17 protein-coding genes are annotated in these 18,490 nt (G+C 60.4%); 4 read left to right on the top strand and 13 right to left on the bottom strand.

All coding sequences use genetic code 11. The features are described from left to right. Positions 1–45: 45 nt before the first annotated feature. Complete coding sequence (locus IB264_RS18890; protein WP_192433907.1) at positions 46–837, bottom strand: SDR family oxidoreductase; 792 nt, start codon at positions 835–837, stop codon at positions 46–48. A gap of 196 nt (positions 838–1,033) precedes the next feature. On the opposite strand from IB264_RS18890, the gene IB264_RS18885 reads away from it, so the two are divergent. Beyond that, positions 1,034–1,255, top strand: a complete 222-nt coding sequence (locus IB264_RS18885) for a DUF2798 domain-containing protein (RefSeq protein WP_025430193.1) — start codon at positions 1,034–1,036, stop codon at positions 1,253–1,255. Positions 1,256–1,281: 26 nt separating this feature from the next. Beyond that, positions 1,282–2,232, top strand: coding sequence for an alpha/beta fold hydrolase (locus tag IB264_RS18880; RefSeq protein ID WP_025430194.1), 951 nt, complete (start codon positions 1,282–1,284; stop codon positions 2,230–2,232). A gap of 13 nt (positions 2,233–2,245) precedes the next feature. On the opposite strand, the gene IB264_RS18875 is transcribed toward IB264_RS18880, so the two are convergent. The 4 genes from IB264_RS18875 to nirK form a co-directional block, all read right to left on the bottom strand. Beyond that, entirely contained in the window at positions 2,246–3,151 is a 906-nt protein-coding gene (locus IB264_RS18875; protein ID WP_025430195.1) for a LysR family transcriptional regulator, read from the bottom strand. A 213-nt stretch (positions 3,152–3,364) separates the two neighbouring features. Further along, positions 3,365–4,066 carry a Crp/Fnr family transcriptional regulator gene (locus IB264_RS18870; protein WP_025430196.1) on the bottom strand — a complete coding sequence of 234 codons (702 nt, stop codon included), beginning with the start codon at positions 4,064–4,066 and terminating at the stop codon, positions 3,365–3,367. A gap of 120 nt (positions 4,067–4,186) precedes the next feature. Beyond that, on the bottom strand, positions 4,187–5,104 hold the full coding sequence (locus tag IB264_RS18865) for an SUMF1/EgtB/PvdO family nonheme iron enzyme (RefSeq protein ID WP_025430197.1): 918 nt from the start codon (positions 5,102–5,104) through the stop codon (positions 4,187–4,189). Positions 5,105–5,214: 110 nt separating this feature from the next. Next, positions 5,215–6,357 carry a copper-containing nitrite reductase gene (gene nirK, locus IB264_RS18860; RefSeq protein WP_025430198.1) on the bottom strand — a complete coding sequence of 381 codons (1,143 nt, stop codon included), beginning with the start codon at positions 6,355–6,357 and terminating at the stop codon, positions 5,215–5,217. Positions 6,358–6,692: 335 nt separating this feature from the next. Here nirK and IB264_RS18855 point away from each other — a divergent pair, with 335 nt between their 5' ends. After that, positions 6,693–7,916, top strand: a complete 1,224-nt coding sequence (locus IB264_RS18855) for an NnrS family protein (RefSeq protein WP_025430199.1) — start codon at positions 6,693–6,695, stop codon at positions 7,914–7,916. Positions 7,917–8,255: 339 nt separating this feature from the next. Here IB264_RS18855 and IB264_RS18850 read toward each other — a convergent pair whose 3' ends face one another. The 5 genes from IB264_RS18850 to IB264_RS18830 form a co-directional block, all read right to left on the bottom strand. Then, a complete protein-coding gene (locus tag IB264_RS18850) occupies positions 8,256–9,773 on the bottom strand; it encodes a DUF1254 domain-containing protein (protein ID WP_025430201.1) in 1,518 nt (505 codons plus the stop codon). Between the two features lie 289 nt (positions 9,774–10,062). Then, positions 10,063–10,371 carry a metal-sulfur cluster assembly factor gene (locus IB264_RS18845; RefSeq protein ID WP_025430202.1) on the bottom strand — a complete coding sequence of 103 codons (309 nt, stop codon included), beginning with the start codon at positions 10,369–10,371 and terminating at the stop codon, positions 10,063–10,065. After that, the gene (locus IB264_RS18840; protein WP_025430203.1) at positions 10,358–10,894 is read right to left on the bottom strand and encodes a DUF2249 domain-containing protein; all 537 of its coding nucleotides are present in this window, start codon (positions 10,892–10,894) and stop codon (positions 10,358–10,360) included. The genes IB264_RS18845 and IB264_RS18840 overlap by 14 nt, the downstream gene beginning before the upstream one ends. Beyond that, positions 10,891–12,255, bottom strand: coding sequence for a hypothetical protein (locus IB264_RS18835; protein ID WP_025430204.1), 1,365 nt, complete (start codon positions 12,253–12,255; stop codon positions 10,891–10,893). The genes IB264_RS18840 and IB264_RS18835 overlap by 4 nt, the downstream gene beginning before the upstream one ends. 134 nt (positions 12,256–12,389) lie before the next feature. Then, on the bottom strand, positions 12,390–12,680 hold the full coding sequence (locus IB264_RS18830; protein ID WP_025430205.1) for a DUF2249 domain-containing protein: 291 nt from the start codon (positions 12,678–12,680) through the stop codon (positions 12,390–12,392). Between the two features lie 226 nt (positions 12,681–12,906). On the opposite strand from IB264_RS18830, the gene hemN reads away from it, so the two are divergent. Further along, positions 12,907–14,259 (top strand): oxygen-independent coproporphyrinogen III oxidase, encoded by a 1,353-nt coding sequence (gene hemN / locus IB264_RS18825; protein WP_057225852.1) that lies wholly within the window; start codon positions 12,907–12,909, stop codon positions 14,257–14,259. 69 nt (positions 14,260–14,328) lie between these two features. Here hemN and IB264_RS18820 read toward each other — a convergent pair whose 3' ends face one another. The 3 genes from IB264_RS18820 to IB264_RS18810 form a co-directional block, all read right to left on the bottom strand. Further along, the gene (locus IB264_RS18820; RefSeq protein WP_025430207.1) at positions 14,329–16,230 is read right to left on the bottom strand and encodes a nitric oxide reductase activation protein NorD; all 1,902 of its coding nucleotides are present in this window, start codon (positions 16,228–16,230) and stop codon (positions 14,329–14,331) included. A 10-nt stretch (positions 16,231–16,240) separates the two neighbouring features. Continuing rightward, positions 16,241–17,053 (bottom strand): CbbQ/NirQ/NorQ/GpvN family protein, encoded by an 813-nt coding sequence (locus tag IB264_RS18815; protein ID WP_025430208.1) that lies wholly within the window; start codon positions 17,051–17,053, stop codon positions 16,241–16,243. 67 nt (positions 17,054–17,120) lie between these two features. Next, positions 17,121–18,467 carry a nitric-oxide reductase large subunit gene (locus IB264_RS18810; protein WP_025430209.1) on the bottom strand — a complete coding sequence of 449 codons (1,347 nt, stop codon included), beginning with the start codon at positions 18,465–18,467 and terminating at the stop codon, positions 17,121–17,123. Between the last annotated feature and the right edge of the window lie 23 nt (positions 18,468–18,490).

Below are 18,490 nucleotides of genomic sequence, written 5' to 3'. Positions count from 1 at the left end.
TACTGAGGGGAAATGAGAGCCAGCCTCTCGTTTCGTAGTCTCGGGTCACACAAGCCGCCGATATCGCGGCGCCAACTCGCCATTCACGAGATCATCGAGCAGCGTCTTGCGCGCGTGTTCGTACCGCGCCCATTGGCTTGCCTTCGCCAGAGAGGGAATGGTCAGCGGCTCGTGACGGTCGAATCCGACCAATGCGGCATCCACCACGTCGGCGGCACTCATCATTCCGGGCAGAAGTTCGGCTTCACATCCCGCAAATGGCCAGACATCGGTGCGGATTGCGGCGGTCAGAACCAATTGTACATAAACGCCGTGATGTCCCAGTTCGTGTTGCATCGTGCGGGCCAGGGCGATCAGGAAGGCCTTGCTCGCGCCATAGACGCCGGTTGCAGTTTCGGGTGCGATGCCGACGGCCGACGCCACGTTGATAATCGCACCGTGGCGCCGAAGGGCCATGCTCCGGGCGGCGGCCGCCGAAATGCGCGTGTATGCCCTCACATTCGTGCCAATCAGGCGGTCGAGATCTGCCGCAGAAGCTTCGGTCAGTGCCCTGCCGGGAGGCAGGCCGAGATTATTGACGGCGACGTCAAAGCCGGTTCCTCGCGCGAAACTGGCTTCCACGTCATCCAGGCCGCGATCGGTGCAAAGGTTTGGAGTGATGATCTCGACCGCCGCATCGGTTTCGGCCCGCAGAATACGCGCAAGCGCGGCTGGTCGATCAGCACCATTTGCAAGCATCACAACATCGTATCCGCGGCGCGCCAGCCGATCGGCATAAAGGAGACCGATCGCGCATGACGCGTAGGTCACAAGGGCCTTCGGGTGCGTTCGCGACATGACATTTCGTCCTTTCGCGACCGGTGTATGTCATTCCGCTCCGTTTGGGACTTGCCGACATCAAGAGGCTGCCTCTCGCATTCTTGCTCTACCGGCCGCGGGCGTGGCGCTCAATTCTTATGCCAGGTCCTGAGCGCGTCGCTGACGACAAGCAGGGTGATTGAGCCACTATTTCCGAGCCCTCTGGGAGAGAGACATGCACATACATCTGAAACGGAAAATCGCATTCGCCCTGTCGATGGGCGTCGTGACGACGGGGATCATCTCCTTCTCGCTTCTCGCCTTCAATCTGGGCTTTTCGAATGGATTTGTCCTGACGTGGCTGCGTTCCTGGGGGATCGGCTACGTGATCGTCATTCCCGCAATCCTCCTGATCGGCCCTCGCCTTCAGGCGCAAGTCGATCGCCTGGTCTACTGATCTGACGCTACATTGAGGAAACTGACATGCCAAAATCATCCATTCGGACGTTGTTTGCAGCCGCCGCCGTGCTTTGCTCGGCCATCGCACCGGCAAGCGCCGAAGACACCCAACAACCAAAGGCCAACATCGACTTCCTGAAGATCGATGCAGACATCACGCTTAGAAGAATGGTGGTGCACAACCCGAGACCGAAAGGGACCGTTCTCTTCCTGCATGGGTTTCCGGAAACCCTCTATGCCTGGAAAGATGTTTCGCTCGCCCTTGGCAATGACTACGAGGTTCATGCTTTCGACTGGCCAGGCTACGGCCTCTCATCAAGGCCAGCGGTCGACAGATTTTCCTATGCACCCAAGGACTACGCGCGCGTCTTGAACGAATACGTGGCGAAGGCGGATATCGACACATCGAAGCTAACGATCTACGCAACCGACATCGGAGCCCTGCCGGCGCTTCTCCTGGCGTTGGAAAACCCTGATATCGCCAAGACGATCATTGTTGGTGACTTCGCTCCCTTCAACAGGCCCCAGTACATGTACGAGAGCCTGCAAGGCCTGAAAGTGGCGGGAGCGACTGGTCAGGCGCGTGCCCAGCTGAACAAGAATCGCGCCGATATCCTCGAGAACGCCTTCAGACGAGGCCTGCCCAAGGAAGCGCAGTTCGAGGTTTCGCAGGAATTCAAGGACGACATGGCCAACGGCTGGAACCATGGCGCTTTGACGACGGCAGACGCTTTCTCATTCTACTATTCTCACTTCACGCGGGACCAGGACTATTTTGAATCGCAATTGGCCCGGTTCAAAACACCCGTAAATGTGGTTTGGGGTGAGAAAGACCTCTACATCAAGAAGGAAATGGGGCTCGAACTCGCCTCAAGGCTCCCCGCAAAACTCAATCTCCTTGCCGGCGTTGGGCATTACCCTCATCTGCAGAGCCCGAAGCAAACGATTGAAGAGGTTCGCGCATCATTTCGGTGACGGCGCGTAGCTGTCAGGCCGCCGATCCATACCCACTGCAAGTCGTACGAAGCCGCGGCAGGGCCCAGTCGATGAAGGCGCGCACCTTCAGTGCGAGAAGGCCTTGACGCGAATAAACGATGTGGATCGGTTTCGCCTCGCCGCCATAACCTTGCAGGATCGGCACAAGCGCGCCGGTGGAGAGCTCCTCTGGCACCTGGTAGTCAAAGACCCGGGCGATACCGATGCCACTTAACGCGGCGGCAACACAATTGGCCGCCGTGTTGACTTCGATCCGGGCGATCGGAAGAGCTTCGATCAGTTTACCGTCGAGGTCAAATCCCCAGAAGAACGAGCGGTTGTTGAACATGATGCCGTCATGCTTCGGCAGGTCGCTCGGATGCTCAGGCACGCCATGCCGCTTGAGATAAGCTGGACTGGCAACCGTCAGAAGGCGAAACTCGCCAGCCTTGACTGCGTAAAGAGAGCTGTCGGCAAGTTCCCCGAGACGAATGGCAACATCCACCTGCTCGTTGACGAGATTGACTGAGCGGTCCAACGACAAGATGTTCAAGGAGACTTCCGGGTGCTTGTCCATGAAGTCCAATGCAATCGGCAGCACGTAGCGGCTTCCGAACTCCACCGGCATCGTGATCGTCAACGTTCCGCGCGGTGTTTGATATTCACCCGAGGCGCGTCGCTCGGCCTCCTCCAGGTCCGCCACGATCTTCCGCGCCGCTTCGACATAATCACGACCGGCATCAGTAAGTTGCAGGTTTCGGCTTGTGCGAATGATTAGGTTTGCACCGAGGTGCCGCTCGAGATCAGCGACTTTGCGGCTGACACTCGGCAAGGGAGCATTCAGCTTGCGGCTGCCAGCCGACAAACTTCCGGCGTCGACCACCGCAAGCAGTACCCGCATGGCATCAAGTCGATCCATTGGACCCCGCGACTAGAGCATCCCGCTTTCAAGTGGAATCACCGAAAGCGGATAAGATGCTCTACAATCAAAGTGCTAGAGCGTCCTTTGTGCGTTCATCTGAACGCACGGCGCTCTAGAATTTGCCCATAGGTACTGCATTCGTCCGATGGTGACTACAGGCCTTGACCAGACGTCTGGAAGTCACACACGTCGTGGAGGGGCAGTCGAACCCTAGCTCTTCTCGACTTGTTCAGCGAGACGTCGAAGCCCTGGCAGATCGCAGAGAAGCAGCTTCTGTCGTCCACCCTGCACCAGTCCCCGCCCCTCCCACGCGCTGAGAATGCGCGAGACGGTGTGGAGCGTCGTGCCGGTCATTTCGGCTATGTCCTGCCGGGAAATGGGAAAATCGATGCGCACGCCAAGCTCTTCGCGCTTACCCGCCTGTTCGGCCAGCCGCAGAACCGCGTGCGCGACGCGGCGTTCGACTTCCTCGGTCGACATCTCGCGGATGCGGGTATGGGCCTCGTCGAGCCGCTGGCCGATCGTGTGCATCGCATTGATGGCCAGATGCGGATTGCTCTCGACGAACACGTTCCAGAGCTCGGTCGGCCAGGCGAGGACGAGGCTTTCCGTTGCCGTCATCGCCGTTCCCGGATAGTCGCTGCGCTGCAGCGCGCGGGCAAAGCCGAACAGATCGCCCGGATTGACGACACGGACGATGATCTGTTGTCCGTCGCGGGTGACCTGAGTGACCTTAAGGCGTCCGTGCAGAAGCAGATAGAATGAGTCGGCCGCAGCCCCCTGCTCGAAGACGGCCTCATTCTGGGGGACGCGCCGCACGGTCGCGTGCGCCAGGAGCTTGTCCAGCTCCTGATCGCTCATCTTCTGAAACAGCGGGAGTGATTTGACGAGTGTTCGGTCCAGTGCAGCCACGTCGTTTCCTGTCTCCTGCGGATCGGCGATGCGGGCTGCTATATCACGTGCGATCGGGAGGAAGAAGCGGACAACACCCTTTCGCCGCCCTTAAGCGGCGATAATCAAGGCCCCGCGCTGTTACACCGCACCGGGGAAACGGCGCTCGAAGGCGTACAGCATGTTCGCATACCAACGATCGTCGCGAACCAGGCGGAAGCCGAGATTGTCCGGCGGCACGCCGACCGCGCAACCGCCGCTCTTCGGATCGCGAATGAAAAAGCTCATCGACGCACGGTGCTTGCCGTCGACGACGTAGATCCCGCAGGCTGGCGATATCTTCAGCACTTCGCCATCGACGCCGATCGTCACGCGACGGTGGCAGGTCTGCGTCCATTCCCAGACATTGCCGTCGAGATCGGCGACGCCGAATTCGTTTTCGCCGAACGTGCCCGACGGTTGCGGCATTGGGTTCTTCGACTTCTGCCGCGCGGATTCGCGCTCGTAGTCGGCAAGCCACCGGAGCGCCGGATTGTCCTTGCTGCCGTCAATGCCGAGCGCGTCGTCGGGAAATTTCCGGCCGGCCGCAAAGGCCCATTGCCGATCGGTCGGCAGACGCCAGACCTGCCCCGTCTTTTCCGTCAGCCAGGCGGCATAGTTGCTGGCGTCGGTGTAGTTGACGCCGGTCATCGGGGTATCATTGCCGAGGCTTGCCGCCGGCTCACCCTTCTCGCAGGCGCCGTCTTCGACGCAACGCTGATAGTCCGTGCGGCTAACCTGGTACTTCATGATCCTGAACGGTTTCGCGAGCGTCGCATCAACCAGCGGTGCATCGACGGCAAAGCCATTCTTGATGAAGTGGCCTTCGGCCCGGTATTCCATGCGGCGCGGCTCGATCGTCACTGTCACTGGCGCTTCGATGCGGGTGTCGACCGTTGCGTCGAGGTCATCCAGCAGCCCGACCTTGGCCGAAAGCACCCCGCCGATGGCAACCAGCAGCAAAGCTGGAACGGCGACGGAAAACACCGAAACCGAATTCTTGTGACGTCTATCGCGCATGTTCTTCCCCTTCTATTGGCATGCGCCGATGGATCCGGCGCATGCCTTTGTCGCTGCCTCGCGCTGCCCAAAGACCTCTTCGGGCAACGCGGCCAATTGTCATATCGGGGCTACATCGAAGCCGGCTTGACGACCGAGGTCATCAGATCGTCGTTCCACTCGCCGGTGACCTTGAAGTGTCCGGCCGCGCCCAGTTCGAAGGCCTCGATCAGGTTGTGGTTGACGTAGGCATAGATGCCCGGCTGCCGGAATGTGTAGAAGGCCGCGCCGGCCGTGCCGCCCGGAATGAACCAGGTTTCCTGATCGAGCTCGGGCGGATTACGGAATTTGCCGGTTGCCCAGACATAGTCGCCGTGTCCACCGATCAGGTGTGGCCGTGTGTCGCGGTTGGCCTGCGAGTGGATGACGAGCACATGTTCGCCAACGGCCGCTGTCAGCGCCCTCTCTCCAGTCAGCGCTCCGACCGCGCCATTGAAGACGACGTGGGTCGGGGTCAGCGTGCGCATCACCTTGACGGTATCTTCATAGGCTTCGCCGGGCGTTTCGTATTTCTTGTAATTGCCGGCTTCGTCGCGTGGGATGTAGAAATCCTGCTCGCCCACGTAGTAGACCTTGTCATAGGTCAGCGGCTGTCCCTTCTCATCCTTCAGCCCGTCACGCGGCAGCACCATGATGGCGCCGTTCATGCCCGAGGTAACGTGCCAGGGCACCATGCCTTCCGGCGCGCAATGGTAGACGAAGACGCCAGGTTTGGTCGCCTTGAAGCGCAAGGTCGTCTCCTCGCCGGGATTGACCTGCGTCAGGCCGCCACCGCCCAAGGCCCCCGTTGCTGCGTGAAAGTCGATATTGTGCAGCAGCGTGTTGGTGGCGGGGTTGATCAATCTGAGTTCGACATAGTCGTTCTCGTGGACGACCATCAGCGGACCGGGAACCGAGCCATTGAATGTCATGGCGTGCACTTCGGTGCCGTCGCCGTCAATGACCAGCTTCTTTTCTTCGATGGTCATGGTGAACTCGACCACGCGCGGGCCGGTCTTGGCGACCTGATCGTGAGCATGAACGAAGGGCGGAGCGACGAGGTCGACCTTGACCCGTTCCAGTGTCGCAATGTCGACCGGCGCCGTGTCCGCTGCCGCGGGAGCGGCGGCCGTTGCGGCCTGGGTCGAGGTCGCCGTCAGGATCGGCGTCAGCGCGCCAGCGAAGGCGGCGCCGGCCAGAATCGTCCGGCGAGTCATCTGCAGCTGTTCTGTCATCATTGCTCTCCTTGGGCATGACCGCGCGACCGGAGTGGCCGTCCGAAAATCATGCCGAAATTCAACGTGTTACGGTGTCCTCTGCCGTCCCTGGCGGGCTCACCTCAGGTTTTGACCACAGGTTTTTCAGTAGTCATGCCTCAAGTAGAACCGAGAGCGAATGACGTCTTTGTCTTGGAACAAATCGCCCCGGAAAGTGGATGTTTTTCTGCAAATCTTCACGGGGGCGGCGTTCGCCAGGCTCTATAATTGCGTTTTCGCAAAGATGCCTGGGCAAGCCCCGGATAAATCGATCCCATCCACCCGTCCGCTCGACGAAAGAACAGGATCGAACAATGTTTAGTTACTTCAGCAAACCAAGGCCTAGCGGAGGAATCCCGCGCGGAATCGCCACCACCGGTCCCGTTCTATTTTCCTATGGCTTCAGACCCTTCTTCCTCGGCGCCAGTCTCTGGGCGATCTTCGCCATGGCCGGATGGATTGCCGCCCTTACCACGGGTATCGACATTGCCGGCGAATATGGCCCTGCCCATTGGCACGCACACGAGATGCTCTTCGGGTTCTCATCCGCCGTACTCGCAGGCTTCCTTTTGACCGCTGTTCCGAACTGGACCGGCAGGCTGCCAGTTTCTGGCAGGCCGCTCGCCTACCTGTTCGCCCTGTGGGTTGCCGGGCGGCTGGCGCTGCTTGCAACCGATGTTATCGGATTGAAGTTCGCAGTGATCATCGAGGCCGCCTTCATGCCGGCGTTGCTCGCGATCTGCGCGCGCGAAATCATCGTCGGTCGGAAGTGGAAGGATCTGAAAATCGTCGGCGGTCTGGTTCTCCTTTCAGCCGCCAATGCGTGGTTCCATATCTCCGTCGTCCGTGAACTCGACGTCGATGCGGCGGCACGGCTGGCGATCGGCGCTTATGTCATGCTGATCATGATTGTCGGCGGCAGAATTCTGCCAAGCTTCACCCGCAACTGGCTGAACAAGTTCGGCCGGACCGACTTTCCGGTTCCCTATAACCGCTTTGACACACTGACGATTCTCGTCGGCGTCGCTGCTCTTGTCTGCTGGACCTTCGCGCCGCAACATATCGTCACGGCTACGGTAGCGTCCGCCGCCTCGTTGCTGCAGGCGGCCCGGTTTATCCGCTGGCGCGGGTGGACCACGTGGCCGGACAAGATCGTGTTCGTCCTGCACGCGGCCTATGCCTTCGTTCCACTCGGCTTTGCCGCCGTTGCGGCAGGCGCGGTCGGCGCTCTCGACGCGTACCCCGTCATGCATGTGATGACCGTTGGGGTCATAGCCTGCATGATGCTGGCCGTCATGACGCGCGCAAGCCGTGGACACACCGGACGGCCCTTGGCTGCATCGAACCTCAGCTGCGCCTCTTACATCGCCATCATCGGCGCGGCGCTGGCGCGCCCCTTCGCCGAGATCCTGCCGGCGCACTATCATCACCTGCTCGCGCTATCGGGAGCACTCTGGATCACAGCCTTTGCGCTGTTCTGCATCGAATACGGTCCGATGCTGGTTCGCGCCCGGCGCGCGCCACGGGGTACTGCCTAGCGCCCCGGGTAAGTTGGTTCTGCATAACCAAAAAAGAAGGTTGCCGCCGCTGCGGCAACCTTCCGACGAGGCCATGTACTCATAAAGACGTCGCCCCGCAGGATCGAAGCTTGTGCCTCCGACAGCGCGCGTGAGGCGAACCTCTCGAAAATCGCTAGCGCAGCCAATAACCGGTCATTGGCTGCGCTAAAAAAAACGATGGGGGCAGAAACACTTGCCACGGCGGCAGACGCAAGAAATCTAGCACTCATGCAGTGCCTGTGGTTCATTTCTTCGATGACTTCCCAGCGGGTCGGGTGTCGGACCGTATGCAAAACATCCGGAACCCGCGGCGCGTGTTCAATCAACCTTCTCGAAGTCGCCTGGCTTCCAACTCTTGTCGAACCATGGCTCCAATGGAGCATACAGCCGCAACAGCGAATTCCAGCCCTTGCCAGGTATGGTTTGAACCCAGTTTCCCTCTTGTCCCGACGGAGCCTCTGGAGAGAACCAGACTGTCACCGAACCGTCCTCGTTCTTCTTGATGCCCGGCTGGTTGCTGTCGATGCCTGCGAGCTTCTGGTCAGTCTCCAGCATTGATCTGGTCTGATTGTCATAGACCGTGAACGACCAGAACTGTCCGACCGGAACGGGGGCAGGCAAGGTGATTTTGTATGTCTTGCTGCCGTCGAGATAGGTTCCGGTCGAGTCCCTGACCGCAAACGCGTAGGCTGAGCCGGTGCCGGGCTTCGCATCTGCCATCGCAGGTGTGATCCCCGTCGCCGCGTAGTGGAACATCGTGCGCGCGTCGAGCATGCGTTCGCCGTCGTTCAGGAACTGATAGCTGTTGCCGATGAAGCCATTGTTCCATTGACGGTCGGGGTAAAATTTCGCGCGTTCATCGCGGGGAGCAAAGACCATGGACCGGGCCGTCGCATTGCCGACCGCAACAGCCTCGGTGAGGATTGCCCTCATGCGGGCATCAGGCGCGAACGGCTTGCCCTTCTTGATGCCAATAGATGCGAACAGGCCGACAATTTCGGGATCGAATGCATCGCCCGGCTCGGTCTGGATGACGCTGTTCAGCTCCTCGTAGAAATGGAAGTCATTGGCATGGACCGTATTCATCTGCTTGCCGGAGATGTTGATAAAGGTGGTTTCCGGCGGCTCCTTGCCCGCCGACAGCGGATAGACACGCGCATGGTCCTTCACGCTCCTGACTGCCGCAGCGATGTCGCCGTCCTTTACGAAGGCGCGGTAGAGAATCAGGTTTGTGTTGGTCGGCGACTTGGTGGCAAAGTAGCCTTCAGCAGGCAACTCGCCGGAATAGTCTGGTGGCACGAAAAGATATTTCCCACCTTTACCGCGGTCGGGTCCGATGAGGCCCACATCGGTGACGTAGCGGAAGTATGCGTCGTCGACGGGTCCGAGGACGCCTGGAGGTACCTCCGCGACGACTGGTCCGTTCGTAAGATCAACGCAGAAAAAGACGTAGACGGTTGTCGTATTCGCGGTCAGAAACAATGAACGCGCGTCCATAAGATTTTCCGTAATGCCGATGCCCTTGTTTTTCGCGGCCCCGACGTCCTCCAGGCCCTGGCACAGTGCGTAGACAGATGCGGCTGGCATTCCCGATAGAAACGCTTCGACGCCCCTTGAAAAGTCGATGTTGTCATAAACCTTCTGCACCGTCTCTTGATCGGGAAGACCGTCCGAGAACTTCAGGGTTCCGATGCGAGTTTCCACGGTATCCGGCGTCTGGATGCTCGCTGGGACATCGGCCATGAATTTGGGCCCGAAATGGTCCTGCGCGGCAACGGACGTCGCTGAGACGAGCGAAAACAGCGCCAGCGCTGGCAATCGATTGAACCTGACCATGCACACTCTCCTGGACGTTGTCGGAGCGACATTAGCTGCAACCTCCCGATGAGCAAGTGTTGCAGCAAATCTCGACATAATCGCACACAGATTTCATTTGGACGGGTCCCTCGTTCATTCACTTGCGGATCGGGCAACCGCATACGGACTCAAGGCGACATTGAACGCGAGCCTGTCTGGGATCATATCCTGAGAGCGATCTCGAACCTGAACGGTGCTGTGGTTCAGATGATTGACAGCACAGTGCGCACCAGCACGCTACATGCGTGCAAGTTTACACGTCCACGACCTAATACCTGGCAGATGCCTCGCGCATCATTTCCGGGGTCCATGGCGGCTCGTAGGTCAGCCGCACTTCGGCATATTCGACGCCGGGAACGTACCAGACGCAGTTCTGCACGGCTTCCTTGAGAAAGGCCGTGGCGGGGCAGGCCTTTATCGTCGTGGTCATCGTTACGCGGACGATGCCGCCATCCTGGACAGCAATGTCGTAGATCAAACCGAGATCCACGACATTGGACCCCATTTCCGGATCGACGATCATCCGCAGGGCGCTGCGAATGCTTTCGACCAGCTCTTCGCGTTCAGTCGGCTGCATTTTCGTCCCCCTTCTGTCCACCGACGCGGATCAGGATGCGATAGGTCTCGCCCGCCGCGTCGAAGTTCCCGGCCCATTTGTGACCGCGTTTGGCTAGTTCGGGGTAGAGAAACAGCGGCTCGCGCGCGAGAAGTGCGAAAAGCACCTCGCCGGCCTGCATCTTTTCCACCACGGCGAGGATGCGAACCATCGGCTCGGGCGGGTCCAGATCCGTCAGATCGAGCTGGCGCGCGGGATCCGGCCATGCGTCCAGATCCGTGTCGCCGGCGGAGACCCTGATCTCATCGACCTGTTCCTCCGGCGTGAATAGAACCTCCCAGTCGCCGTTGCCGAGCGGCTGGTCCTGGTGGGCAAAGCCGCGGCCGGCCATGACGCTGAAAAGCGGCACCGGCCTGAACGTTGCAATCAGTTTGAGCGGTTGTCCGGGTGCCAGACCGTCGACGGCGCGCATGATGGCCTGGAACGGATCGCTACCGCTCTTGAGAAGCGGCCGGACGTCGAGCTCGATGGGGTCTTTGGTCATGGTTGTCTCCGTGACTGAAACGATGGGAAGAAGAGATGCGGACGGGCGAAGCCGCCAGGAAGCCGAAGATTACTGGGCACGTTGCTGAGCCTTCGTGTTGCCACGAATTCCCAAAGCAACGCATTGACCGCAATCAACTGGCCAAAGCTGCTCGCCTGAAACAGCAATGCGTTGTCGAAATAGAGCGCTGTCGAGGCAACGATCACGGTGAGATAGTAGAGGCGAAACCAGAACGTCGCACGCGTTTCGACGACCAGATCCTGAACGCGCGGCGTCGGCATGCGTCCAAGCAGCGCGCCGTAGCATTCGAGCCAGGTGATGAAGGGAACGATCTTGTAAAGCTGCGCCAACCCCATGCCCGTCAGCCAGCCAAAAGTGACGAGATAGACAAGCGCGCCCACGCCTTCTTCGATTTGGCCGCTGACGATCAAAGCTACGAAGAACACGGTCGCGACTATCAGCGCCACGAAAGCGCCGATGCCGGCGCGGCTGTTCAATTCGATGAGCTTGCGTTTGCGCTCGCGGTAGATCCGCACGATGTCCGCCATGTAAATTCCAATGGCGATCACACCGGCGAGCGCCGCACCGACGAGAAGGGGCGTCCGCCCGTCCGAACCGGAAAGGATCATCGGCACAATGCAGACGATCATTCCGAGGGCAACAGCACCCAGCGCCCAGACGATCCTGCTACTATGCCGTTCGCGGTCCGGCGACAGCATGAACATGGTCAAAAGACGGTAGCTGACCCCCATGGTCGTAAAACTCAGCCAGCCGCCCAGCCCCAACGTGGCATGGAGCGAAACACCTTCGAGCGTCAGATCGATCGCGGCCGGCGCATCGGCAAGTCCGGCAAGGACGAATGCGTAGATGCCACCGAGAAAGAAGGTCATGACCAGCGAGCCAAGACCAACGGCGACGAACCGCGCGGGCAAGGGCAGCGGTCGCGCCTGCCAAAGCGTCGATGCAAAGATGATGATGAGCAGGCCGAAACCGGCGATCGTCACAGTCGCCCCGAACGGCAGAAGGAGCGGTGAAAGGCTGTTGGCGCCTGCGAGGCTGGCAAAACCAAGCACCAGGCTGGTTATGCCGACAACCAGCAGCACCAGAGCCGGAAGAGCCAGGTGGGGAAGCGAAAGCGGCCGACCAACGAGAACAGGCACGAACTGCAGCAGGGCCCCCGCCATCAAGAGGCTGAGCCATCCGAGCGCAATGGTATGGACGAGCGCCAGCGTCTCAGGGGCCTCGATGGATGAAACCGGATATCCGAAGCCGAGGACCATCATGATCTCGCCGATGGCAAGAAAGATCAGCGCAGCCGCGAAATAGGACATCGTCCAGCGGGAAAGCGTGGCACCGAACATCGCGGTTCATCCAGAAGAGCGCATTTCCAGGAAAGTGCGAAGCGGCTTTCCGGCCGGAAATGCGTAAACACAAAGAGATAGAGCGTTCCTGCGGCTACGCCTAAACTGGAAACGCCCTAGCCGGGACACTCGTATCAGTGGCCGCTGCTGCTGCCGCAGCAGCAATCGCAGCCGGAGGCCTGTTGCCGGCCGATCTCGACCCGCCAGACATCCGGTCCCTGCTCGAGGTAATCCCAGGTAAATTCGCCGGGGTAGCGGCTTTCCAACTGATAGTGCAGCGGACGCGGATCATGGTCGTTGACGATGATGAAGGAGCCGCCCTCGGCCAGCGCATTGAGCATGCCGAAGATCTTCGGATGGCGCTCCACCGGCGGGATGGTGCGCACGTCGATGAAGGGCTTGGTTTCTGTTTCTGCAGTGGTCATCTCAGTCCGTTCAGGGCGCCGTTGTTGCCTCAGCTTCCGGGAAACGCCGGCGCAAACGGCCCGGATTTGCAAAGGCTAATGCCGACGGCAACGCGACATTTTGTCGAAGCGCAAACAAATCCCGCTTTGCGCCTTCATGGTCGGTTACTTGGCATTTCGCAAAGAACGACGGGGGCACGCGGCCTAGAAACGGATCGATTGTTTCGACAAGCCGATAGGAACCGCCATGCAGTCCACCGCCCTTTTGAAATATGCCGAGATGCGCTTGCCGCGCTACACCAGCTACCCGACCGCACCGCGTTTTTCCGCCGGTGTCGATCGCACGACCTACGCCGATTGGCTCGGCGCGGTTCCCGAAGATCGGGATGTGTCTCTTTATCTGCACATCCCCTTCTGTCGATCGATGTGCTGGTATTGCGGTTGCCACACCACGATTACCCGGCAGGACGAACCGATCCTCGATTACCTCAACGTGCTGAGGCAGGAGATCGGCATGGTGGCCGATCATGTGTCCGCGCCGCTGCCGATCGGCGAGGTCCATTTCGGCGGCGGGACGCCGACGATCATCGAGCCGGAAGAGTTCCTTTCCCTGATGGCCCTCCTGCGCGAACGCTACCTGTTTGGTCAAAAGACAGGCGTGGCTGTCGAAATCGATCCCCGACGCCTGACCGCAGCCATGGCGCAAGCGCTTGGCGAAGGGGGCGTTGGACGCGCCAGCCTCGGCGTACAGAGCTTCGACCCGGTCGTCCAGAAGGCGATCAACCGCATTCAGACAGAACAGCAGACGGCGGATGCAGTGGCGCATCTTCGCAAAGCCGGTGTCACCGGAATCAATTTCGACCTGATCTATGGATTGCCGCACCAGACGGTTCGCTCCTGCGTCGAGACGGTCCAGGCGGCAGTGGCGATGCGGCCGGAGCGCTTCGCCGTCTTCGGCTACGCGCATGTGCCGTCGTTCAAGAAACACCAGCGCATGATCGACGAGAACGTTCTGCCCGACGCTTCGGCGCGCACCGATCAGGCGCTCGCCATCAGCGAGGCGCTCTGCGAAGCGGGTTACCGCCAGATCGGGCTCGACCACTTCGCCCTGCCCGACGACGATCTCGTGCTCGCGCAATCCTCTGGCACGCTTCGGCGGAATTTTCAGGGCTATACCACGGACAATTGTGAAACGCTGATCGGTTTCGGCGCCTCGGCAATCGGCCGGTCACAAGCCGGCTACGTGCAGAACGAGGTTCCCCCAGGACTTTATGCAAGCCACATCGCGTCTGGACGGCTGGCAACGACCAAGGGATATCGTTTGACCGATGAGGATCGCCTGCGTGCCGCGATCATCGAGAGACTGATGTGCGACTTCACGGTCGACATCAAGGCAATCGCCACCGCACACGGACGCGACCCGAACGTCCTTCTCGGTGGCAATGCACGGCTGACGACGATGGCCAATGACGGCGTGCTGGATATCGCCGACGGCGTCATAACGGTAAGTCAGGATCATCGCTTCGTGATCCGCGCCGTGGCCGCAGCATTCGATGCCTATATCGACGACGCGCCACGCACGCACAGCAAGGCGGCCTGAACCTCGGCTGACCACAAACACGAAAAGGCCCGGTCGAGACCGGGCCTTTTCGCGTTGTACCTGACCGTTCTATCCCGCCAGGCTTCGGTAGATCGCCGGCAATGCCGCCGGCAGCCGGGCGATATTGCCGACCAGCGCATAACCGTTCTGGCCGAACATGGCAGGCACATAGGACCGCGCCTCCCGGTCGACGGTGACGGCAAAAGCGCTGATGCCGCTTCGGCGCGCTTCCATCACCGCCCTGCGGCTGTCCTCCAGCGCGAAGCGTCCCTCATAGTGATCGACGTCGTTCGGCTTGCCGTCGGTCAGGACCAAAAGCAGCTTCTTGCGGTTGGGCTGCCTCTGGAGCTCTGATGTGGCATGGCGGATAGCCGCACCGATGCGGGTGTAATATCCCGGCTTCAATGCGGCGATACGGGATTCGACCAGCGGGCTCATCGGCTCGTCGAAAGCTTTGACGCTTTCCACTTTCACCCAGTCGCACCGCCGCGAGGTGAAAGTGAGGATCGAATGATTGTCGCCGCAGGCCGAAAGGCCATGGGCGAGAATGAGCAGCGCCTCCTTTTCGACGTCCAGCACCCGGCGATTGTCGGACCAGGCATCGGTTGAAAGCGAGACGTCGACCAGGATGGTGACGGCGAGGTCGTGAACCTGCGGGCGGCTCATCAGATGGATGCGATCGCTCCCCTGCCCGCCGGCCGCCAGATCGGTGCGAGCCCGCACCACGGCATCGAGATCGAGATCGGCGCCGTCGATCTGCGCGCGCAGGATCTCGTTGCGCGGACGCAGCACTTCGAACTGGCGCCGTACCCGCCGGATCAGGCTCCTGGTTTCCGGTGTGAGTTCAGCCCGGTCCTCCATGCCCGAGGCTGGGCTGGCCAGCACCCGGCAATGGTCTTTCAGATAGCTCGACGTCCTGTAGTTCCATTCGGGATAGGTCAGTTCTGATGTCAGCGGCGTCGGGTCGACGGCTTCCGGCGGCAGGTCGAGATCGAAGCGAAAACGCGCAGACGGGCGGCCCTTCCGCTCGCCAAGCGTCATCTCGTCAAGATCCTGTGCGGCCTTGTTGTCGTGTTCGTCGCTGTCGTCGGATGGCCGGTCGACATTGACCATCTCGGCCATCGCCAGAATTTTTTCGAAGCGGTTGAGGATGAAGGGGCTACGATCGCCCTTGCGGTTCTCCGGGTTTTCCCTGACGGCCACGTGCCGTTCGGTCTCGGCGATCTGGCTGGAGGCGGCACCTGTTGCCGCCACATCGTCATCGCGTTCGGTAATGGTCTCGGGTCGCAGCAAGGTATCGGGCCACAGCGGCACCGGCAGCAGCGGCAAATATCCCGGCGGCGCGCGATGCGGGAAGATTGCCGGCAAAGTCGTATCCGGCTGTCCGGCCGCCTTGCGCAACAGCCGCAGGACACGGTTTTCGACATGCTGCTCTACCGACGGGAGTGAACCGCGCTGGCGCTCGATAAGAACGGCTTCAGCCAGGCGGCAGTATTTATGGCGCATGCCCGGAAATCGCTGAAAGACCTCCGCCACGGTTTCCTGCGCCTGCGACAGATACGTAAGGTCGGCCTGTAACGGGTCGGCCTCATCACGCGGGGCAAGCGGCATGGTCGCCATATAGGCGACCAGCCAGAGATAGAGGTCAATGTTGAGTTTCCGGTCGGGAAAGATGTCGATCTCGCCGGGCAGCATCAACGAGGCGTGATCCCGGCCAGGCTGAACGAGCTTTTCCTCGCCGAGACCCATTTTCTGTCGCCACTTCAGACGGTGGCCAGACGTGCGGCCGCGTGCGGGGACGATCTGGACCGCGGTCTCGCCGCCGTGTCCTCGAAAGCTGATCGCCAGCATCGGCATCATGTCGGCCAGTTTGACAGCCTGCTCGGGATAACGTCGCCAGGTGCCGGTGTTGCCAATGAACCGGTGCCAGGCGCGCCCGACGGTTTCTTCGAGTTCTAGGAAATCCAGCATGGGCCTGTCCTCAGGCGATCAAGGAGGCGGCGACTTCGAGAAGGGCTGCCCGCACGTCCGGCTCGTCGGTCAGCGGCTCGATCATCGCAGCGCGCACCGCGTCCCTGATCGGCATTCCGGCATCGATCAGGCAGGCGCAATAGACAAGCAGCCGTGTCGAGACGCCCTCCTCGAGATCATGCCCTTTGAGTGCGCGCAGGCGCTGAGCGAGGTTGACGAGTGGCGCGACCTGGCTTGCGGCCAGTCCGCTCTCGCGGGAGACCACTTCGATCTCCTGGTTGCGTGGCAGGAAATCGAACTCGATTGCGACGAAGCGCTGTCGGGTGCTCGGCTTCAGGCTCTTGAGCAGGTTCTGGTAGCCGGGATTGTAGGAGACGACCAGCATGAACGCTGAAGGCGCTTCGAGCAATTCGCCGGTCCGCTCCAGCGGCAACATGCGGCGGTCGTCTGTCAGCGGATGCAGCACGACGGTGACGTCCTTGCGGGCCTCGACGATCTCGTCGAGGTAGCAGATCCCGCCTTCACGCACGGCGCGCGTCAGGGGGCCATCGACCCAGATCGTATCTCCGCCCTTCAACAGGTAGCGTCCGGTCAGATCCGCTGCGGCCAGATCGTCATGGCAGGAGACGGTGGAAAGCGGCAGGCCGAGCTTTGCTGCCATATGGCTGACGAAACGCGTCTTGCCGCAACCGGTCGGCCCCTTGAGCAGCAGCGGCAATTGCCGGACCCAGGCATTCTCGAACAGCGCGCATTCATTGCCGGAGGGGCTATAGGCCGGAATGTCGATCGATACCGGTACCAGGCTTGGTTGAACAATGCTCATGGCATGACTCCGTAAAAAAGGAGGAAGGAGATTGGCCGGTCCGGGCAACCCGGACCGGCACGTTCATTCATTCTGCGGGCTGCATCGATGCGCTCAGCGTCTTGCTGCGTTCCCGGCCGGGGACGAGGATTGCCCAGACGAACATCAATGCCGAGATCAGCACGAAGACGCCGGAGCCAAGGCGGATCCAGTAGAACAGAGCGAGTTGGTCCTGGACGTCCATGTAGCTTTCACCGAGCACGCGCTGAAGGTGGGCCTGCAGCACACCGGCGAAGGTGAGCGCGAAGGTCATCACCGACATGGCCGTGCACATGATCCAGAAGCTGACCATCGAAAGCATCTGGTTATAGGGTGCCCGCCCGCGAATTTCGGGGATCGCATAGGCCATGACCGCAAGGTTGAGCATGACATAGGCACCGAAGAAGGCGAGGTGCCCGTGAGCGGCGGTCACCTGCGTGCCGTGGGTGTAGTAGTTCACCGACGACAGCGTGTGCAGGAAGCCCCAGACGCCGGCGCCGAAGAAGGCCATAACCGAGCAGCCGATCGACCACAGCAGCGCCGCCCTGTTCGGATGCTTGCGGCCGGCCTTCCAGGTCATCACGAAGGTGAAGATCACCATGGTGAAGAACGGCGCAACCTCGAGCGTCGAAAACAGCGAACCGATCCACTGCCAGTAGCCCGGCGCGCCGATCCAGTAGTAGTGGTGGCCAGTGCCGAGGATGCCCGAAAACAGTGCCAGGCCGACGATGACATAGAGCCACTTCTCGACGACTTCCCGGTCGATGCCGTTGAGCTTGATCATCAGGAAGGCGAGCACCGACGCCATGATCAGTTCCCAGACGCCTTCGACCCAGAGATGAACGACGTACCACCAGTACATCTTGTCGAGCGCGAGATTGATCGGATTGTAGAAGGCAAAGAGGAAGAAGATCGCCACACCCCAGAGCCCGAAGATCAGGATGTTGGTGACGGTCGTCTTGCGGCCCTTAAGGACCGTCAACGTGATGTTATAGAGGAACATCAGAGCGACGATGACGATGCCGACCTTGATCGCGAAGGGTTGTTCGAGAAACTCTCGGCCTTCGTGGATGTGCAGGAGATAGCCGACGACGGCAATCGCAGCTGCGATCAGGAAGATCCAGAACTGCGCGATTGCGATCTTCGTGCTGTAAAGCTCGGTCTCCGCCTCTTCCGGCAGGAGATAATAAGTGGCCCCCATGAAGCCCATCAGCAGCCAGACGATGAGCGCGTTGGTGTGCACCATGCGAACGATGTTGAAAGGCAACAGTTCGGACAAGGTATTGGGAAGGACGTAGATGGTGCCGGCAAGGACGCCGAACAGCACCTGGGCGAGGAACAGGCCGATTGCTCCGTAGAAGTAGAGCATTGCGACCTTCTGGGTCTGGTATTTCATGATTTCACACTCCAATCGCAACG

The sequence above is a fragment of the Ensifer sp. ENS11 genome (assembly GCF_014851895.1).
Lineage (GTDB): Bacteria > Pseudomonadota > Alphaproteobacteria > Rhizobiales > Rhizobiaceae > Ensifer > Ensifer canadensis.
The sequence above is the reverse complement of the archived record's forward strand: the minus strand, read 5'-3'. Positions and strand labels throughout refer to the sequence as shown.

What these genes read in the sequence shown, in the direction of transcription:
- IB264_RS18810 (WP_025430209.1), bottom strand. Translation starts at nt 18,467, where the DNA reads ATGAAATACCAGACCCAGAAGGTCGCAATGCTCTACTTCTACGGAGCA.
- IB264_RS18885 (WP_025430193.1), top strand. Translation starts at nt 1,034, where the DNA reads ATGCACATACATCTGAAACGGAAAATCGCATTCGCCCTGTCGATGGGC.
- IB264_RS18865 (WP_025430197.1), bottom strand. Translation starts at nt 5,104, where the DNA reads ATGCGCGATAGACGTCACAAGAATTCGGTTTCGGTGTTTTCCGTCGCC.
- IB264_RS18880 (WP_025430194.1), top strand. Translation starts at nt 1,282, where the DNA reads ATGCCAAAATCATCCATTCGGACGTTGTTTGCAGCCGCCGCCGTGCTT.
- nirK (WP_025430198.1), bottom strand. Translation starts at nt 6,357, where the DNA reads ATGACAGAACAGCTGCAGATGACTCGCCGGACGATTCTGGCCGGCGCC.
- IB264_RS18875 (WP_025430195.1), bottom strand. Translation starts at nt 3,151, where the DNA reads ATGGATCGACTTGATGCCATGCGGGTACTGCTTGCGGTGGTCGACGCC.
- IB264_RS18845 (WP_025430202.1), bottom strand. Translation starts at nt 10,371, where the DNA reads ATGCAGCCGACTGAACGCGAAGAGCTGGTCGAAAGCATTCGCAGCGCC.
- IB264_RS18850 (WP_025430201.1), bottom strand. Translation starts at nt 9,773, where the DNA reads ATGGTCAGGTTCAATCGATTGCCAGCGCTGGCGCTGTTTTCGCTCGTC.
- IB264_RS18890 (WP_192433907.1), bottom strand. Translation starts at nt 837, where the DNA reads ATGTCGCGAACGCACCCGAAGGCCCTTGTGACCTACGCGTCATGCGCG.
- IB264_RS18855 (WP_025430199.1), top strand. Translation starts at nt 6,693, where the DNA reads ATGTTTAGTTACTTCAGCAAACCAAGGCCTAGCGGAGGAATCCCGCGC.
- IB264_RS18815 (WP_025430208.1), bottom strand. Translation starts at nt 17,053, where the DNA reads ATGAGCATTGTTCAACCAAGCCTGGTACCGGTATCGATCGACATTCCG.
- hemN (WP_057225852.1), top strand. Translation starts at nt 12,907, where the DNA reads ATGCAGTCCACCGCCCTTTTGAAATATGCCGAGATGCGCTTGCCGCGC.
- IB264_RS18820 (WP_025430207.1), bottom strand. Translation starts at nt 16,230, where the DNA reads ATGCTGGATTTCCTAGAACTCGAAGAAACCGTCGGGCGCGCCTGGCAC.
- IB264_RS18835 (WP_025430204.1), bottom strand. Translation starts at nt 12,255, where the DNA reads ATGTTCGGTGCCACGCTTTCCCGCTGGACGATGTCCTATTTCGCGGCT.
- IB264_RS18830 (WP_025430205.1), bottom strand. Translation starts at nt 12,680, where the DNA reads ATGACCACTGCAGAAACAGAAACCAAGCCCTTCATCGACGTGCGCACC.
- IB264_RS18840 (WP_025430203.1), bottom strand. Translation starts at nt 10,894, where the DNA reads ATGACCAAAGACCCCATCGAGCTCGACGTCCGGCCGCTTCTCAAGAGC.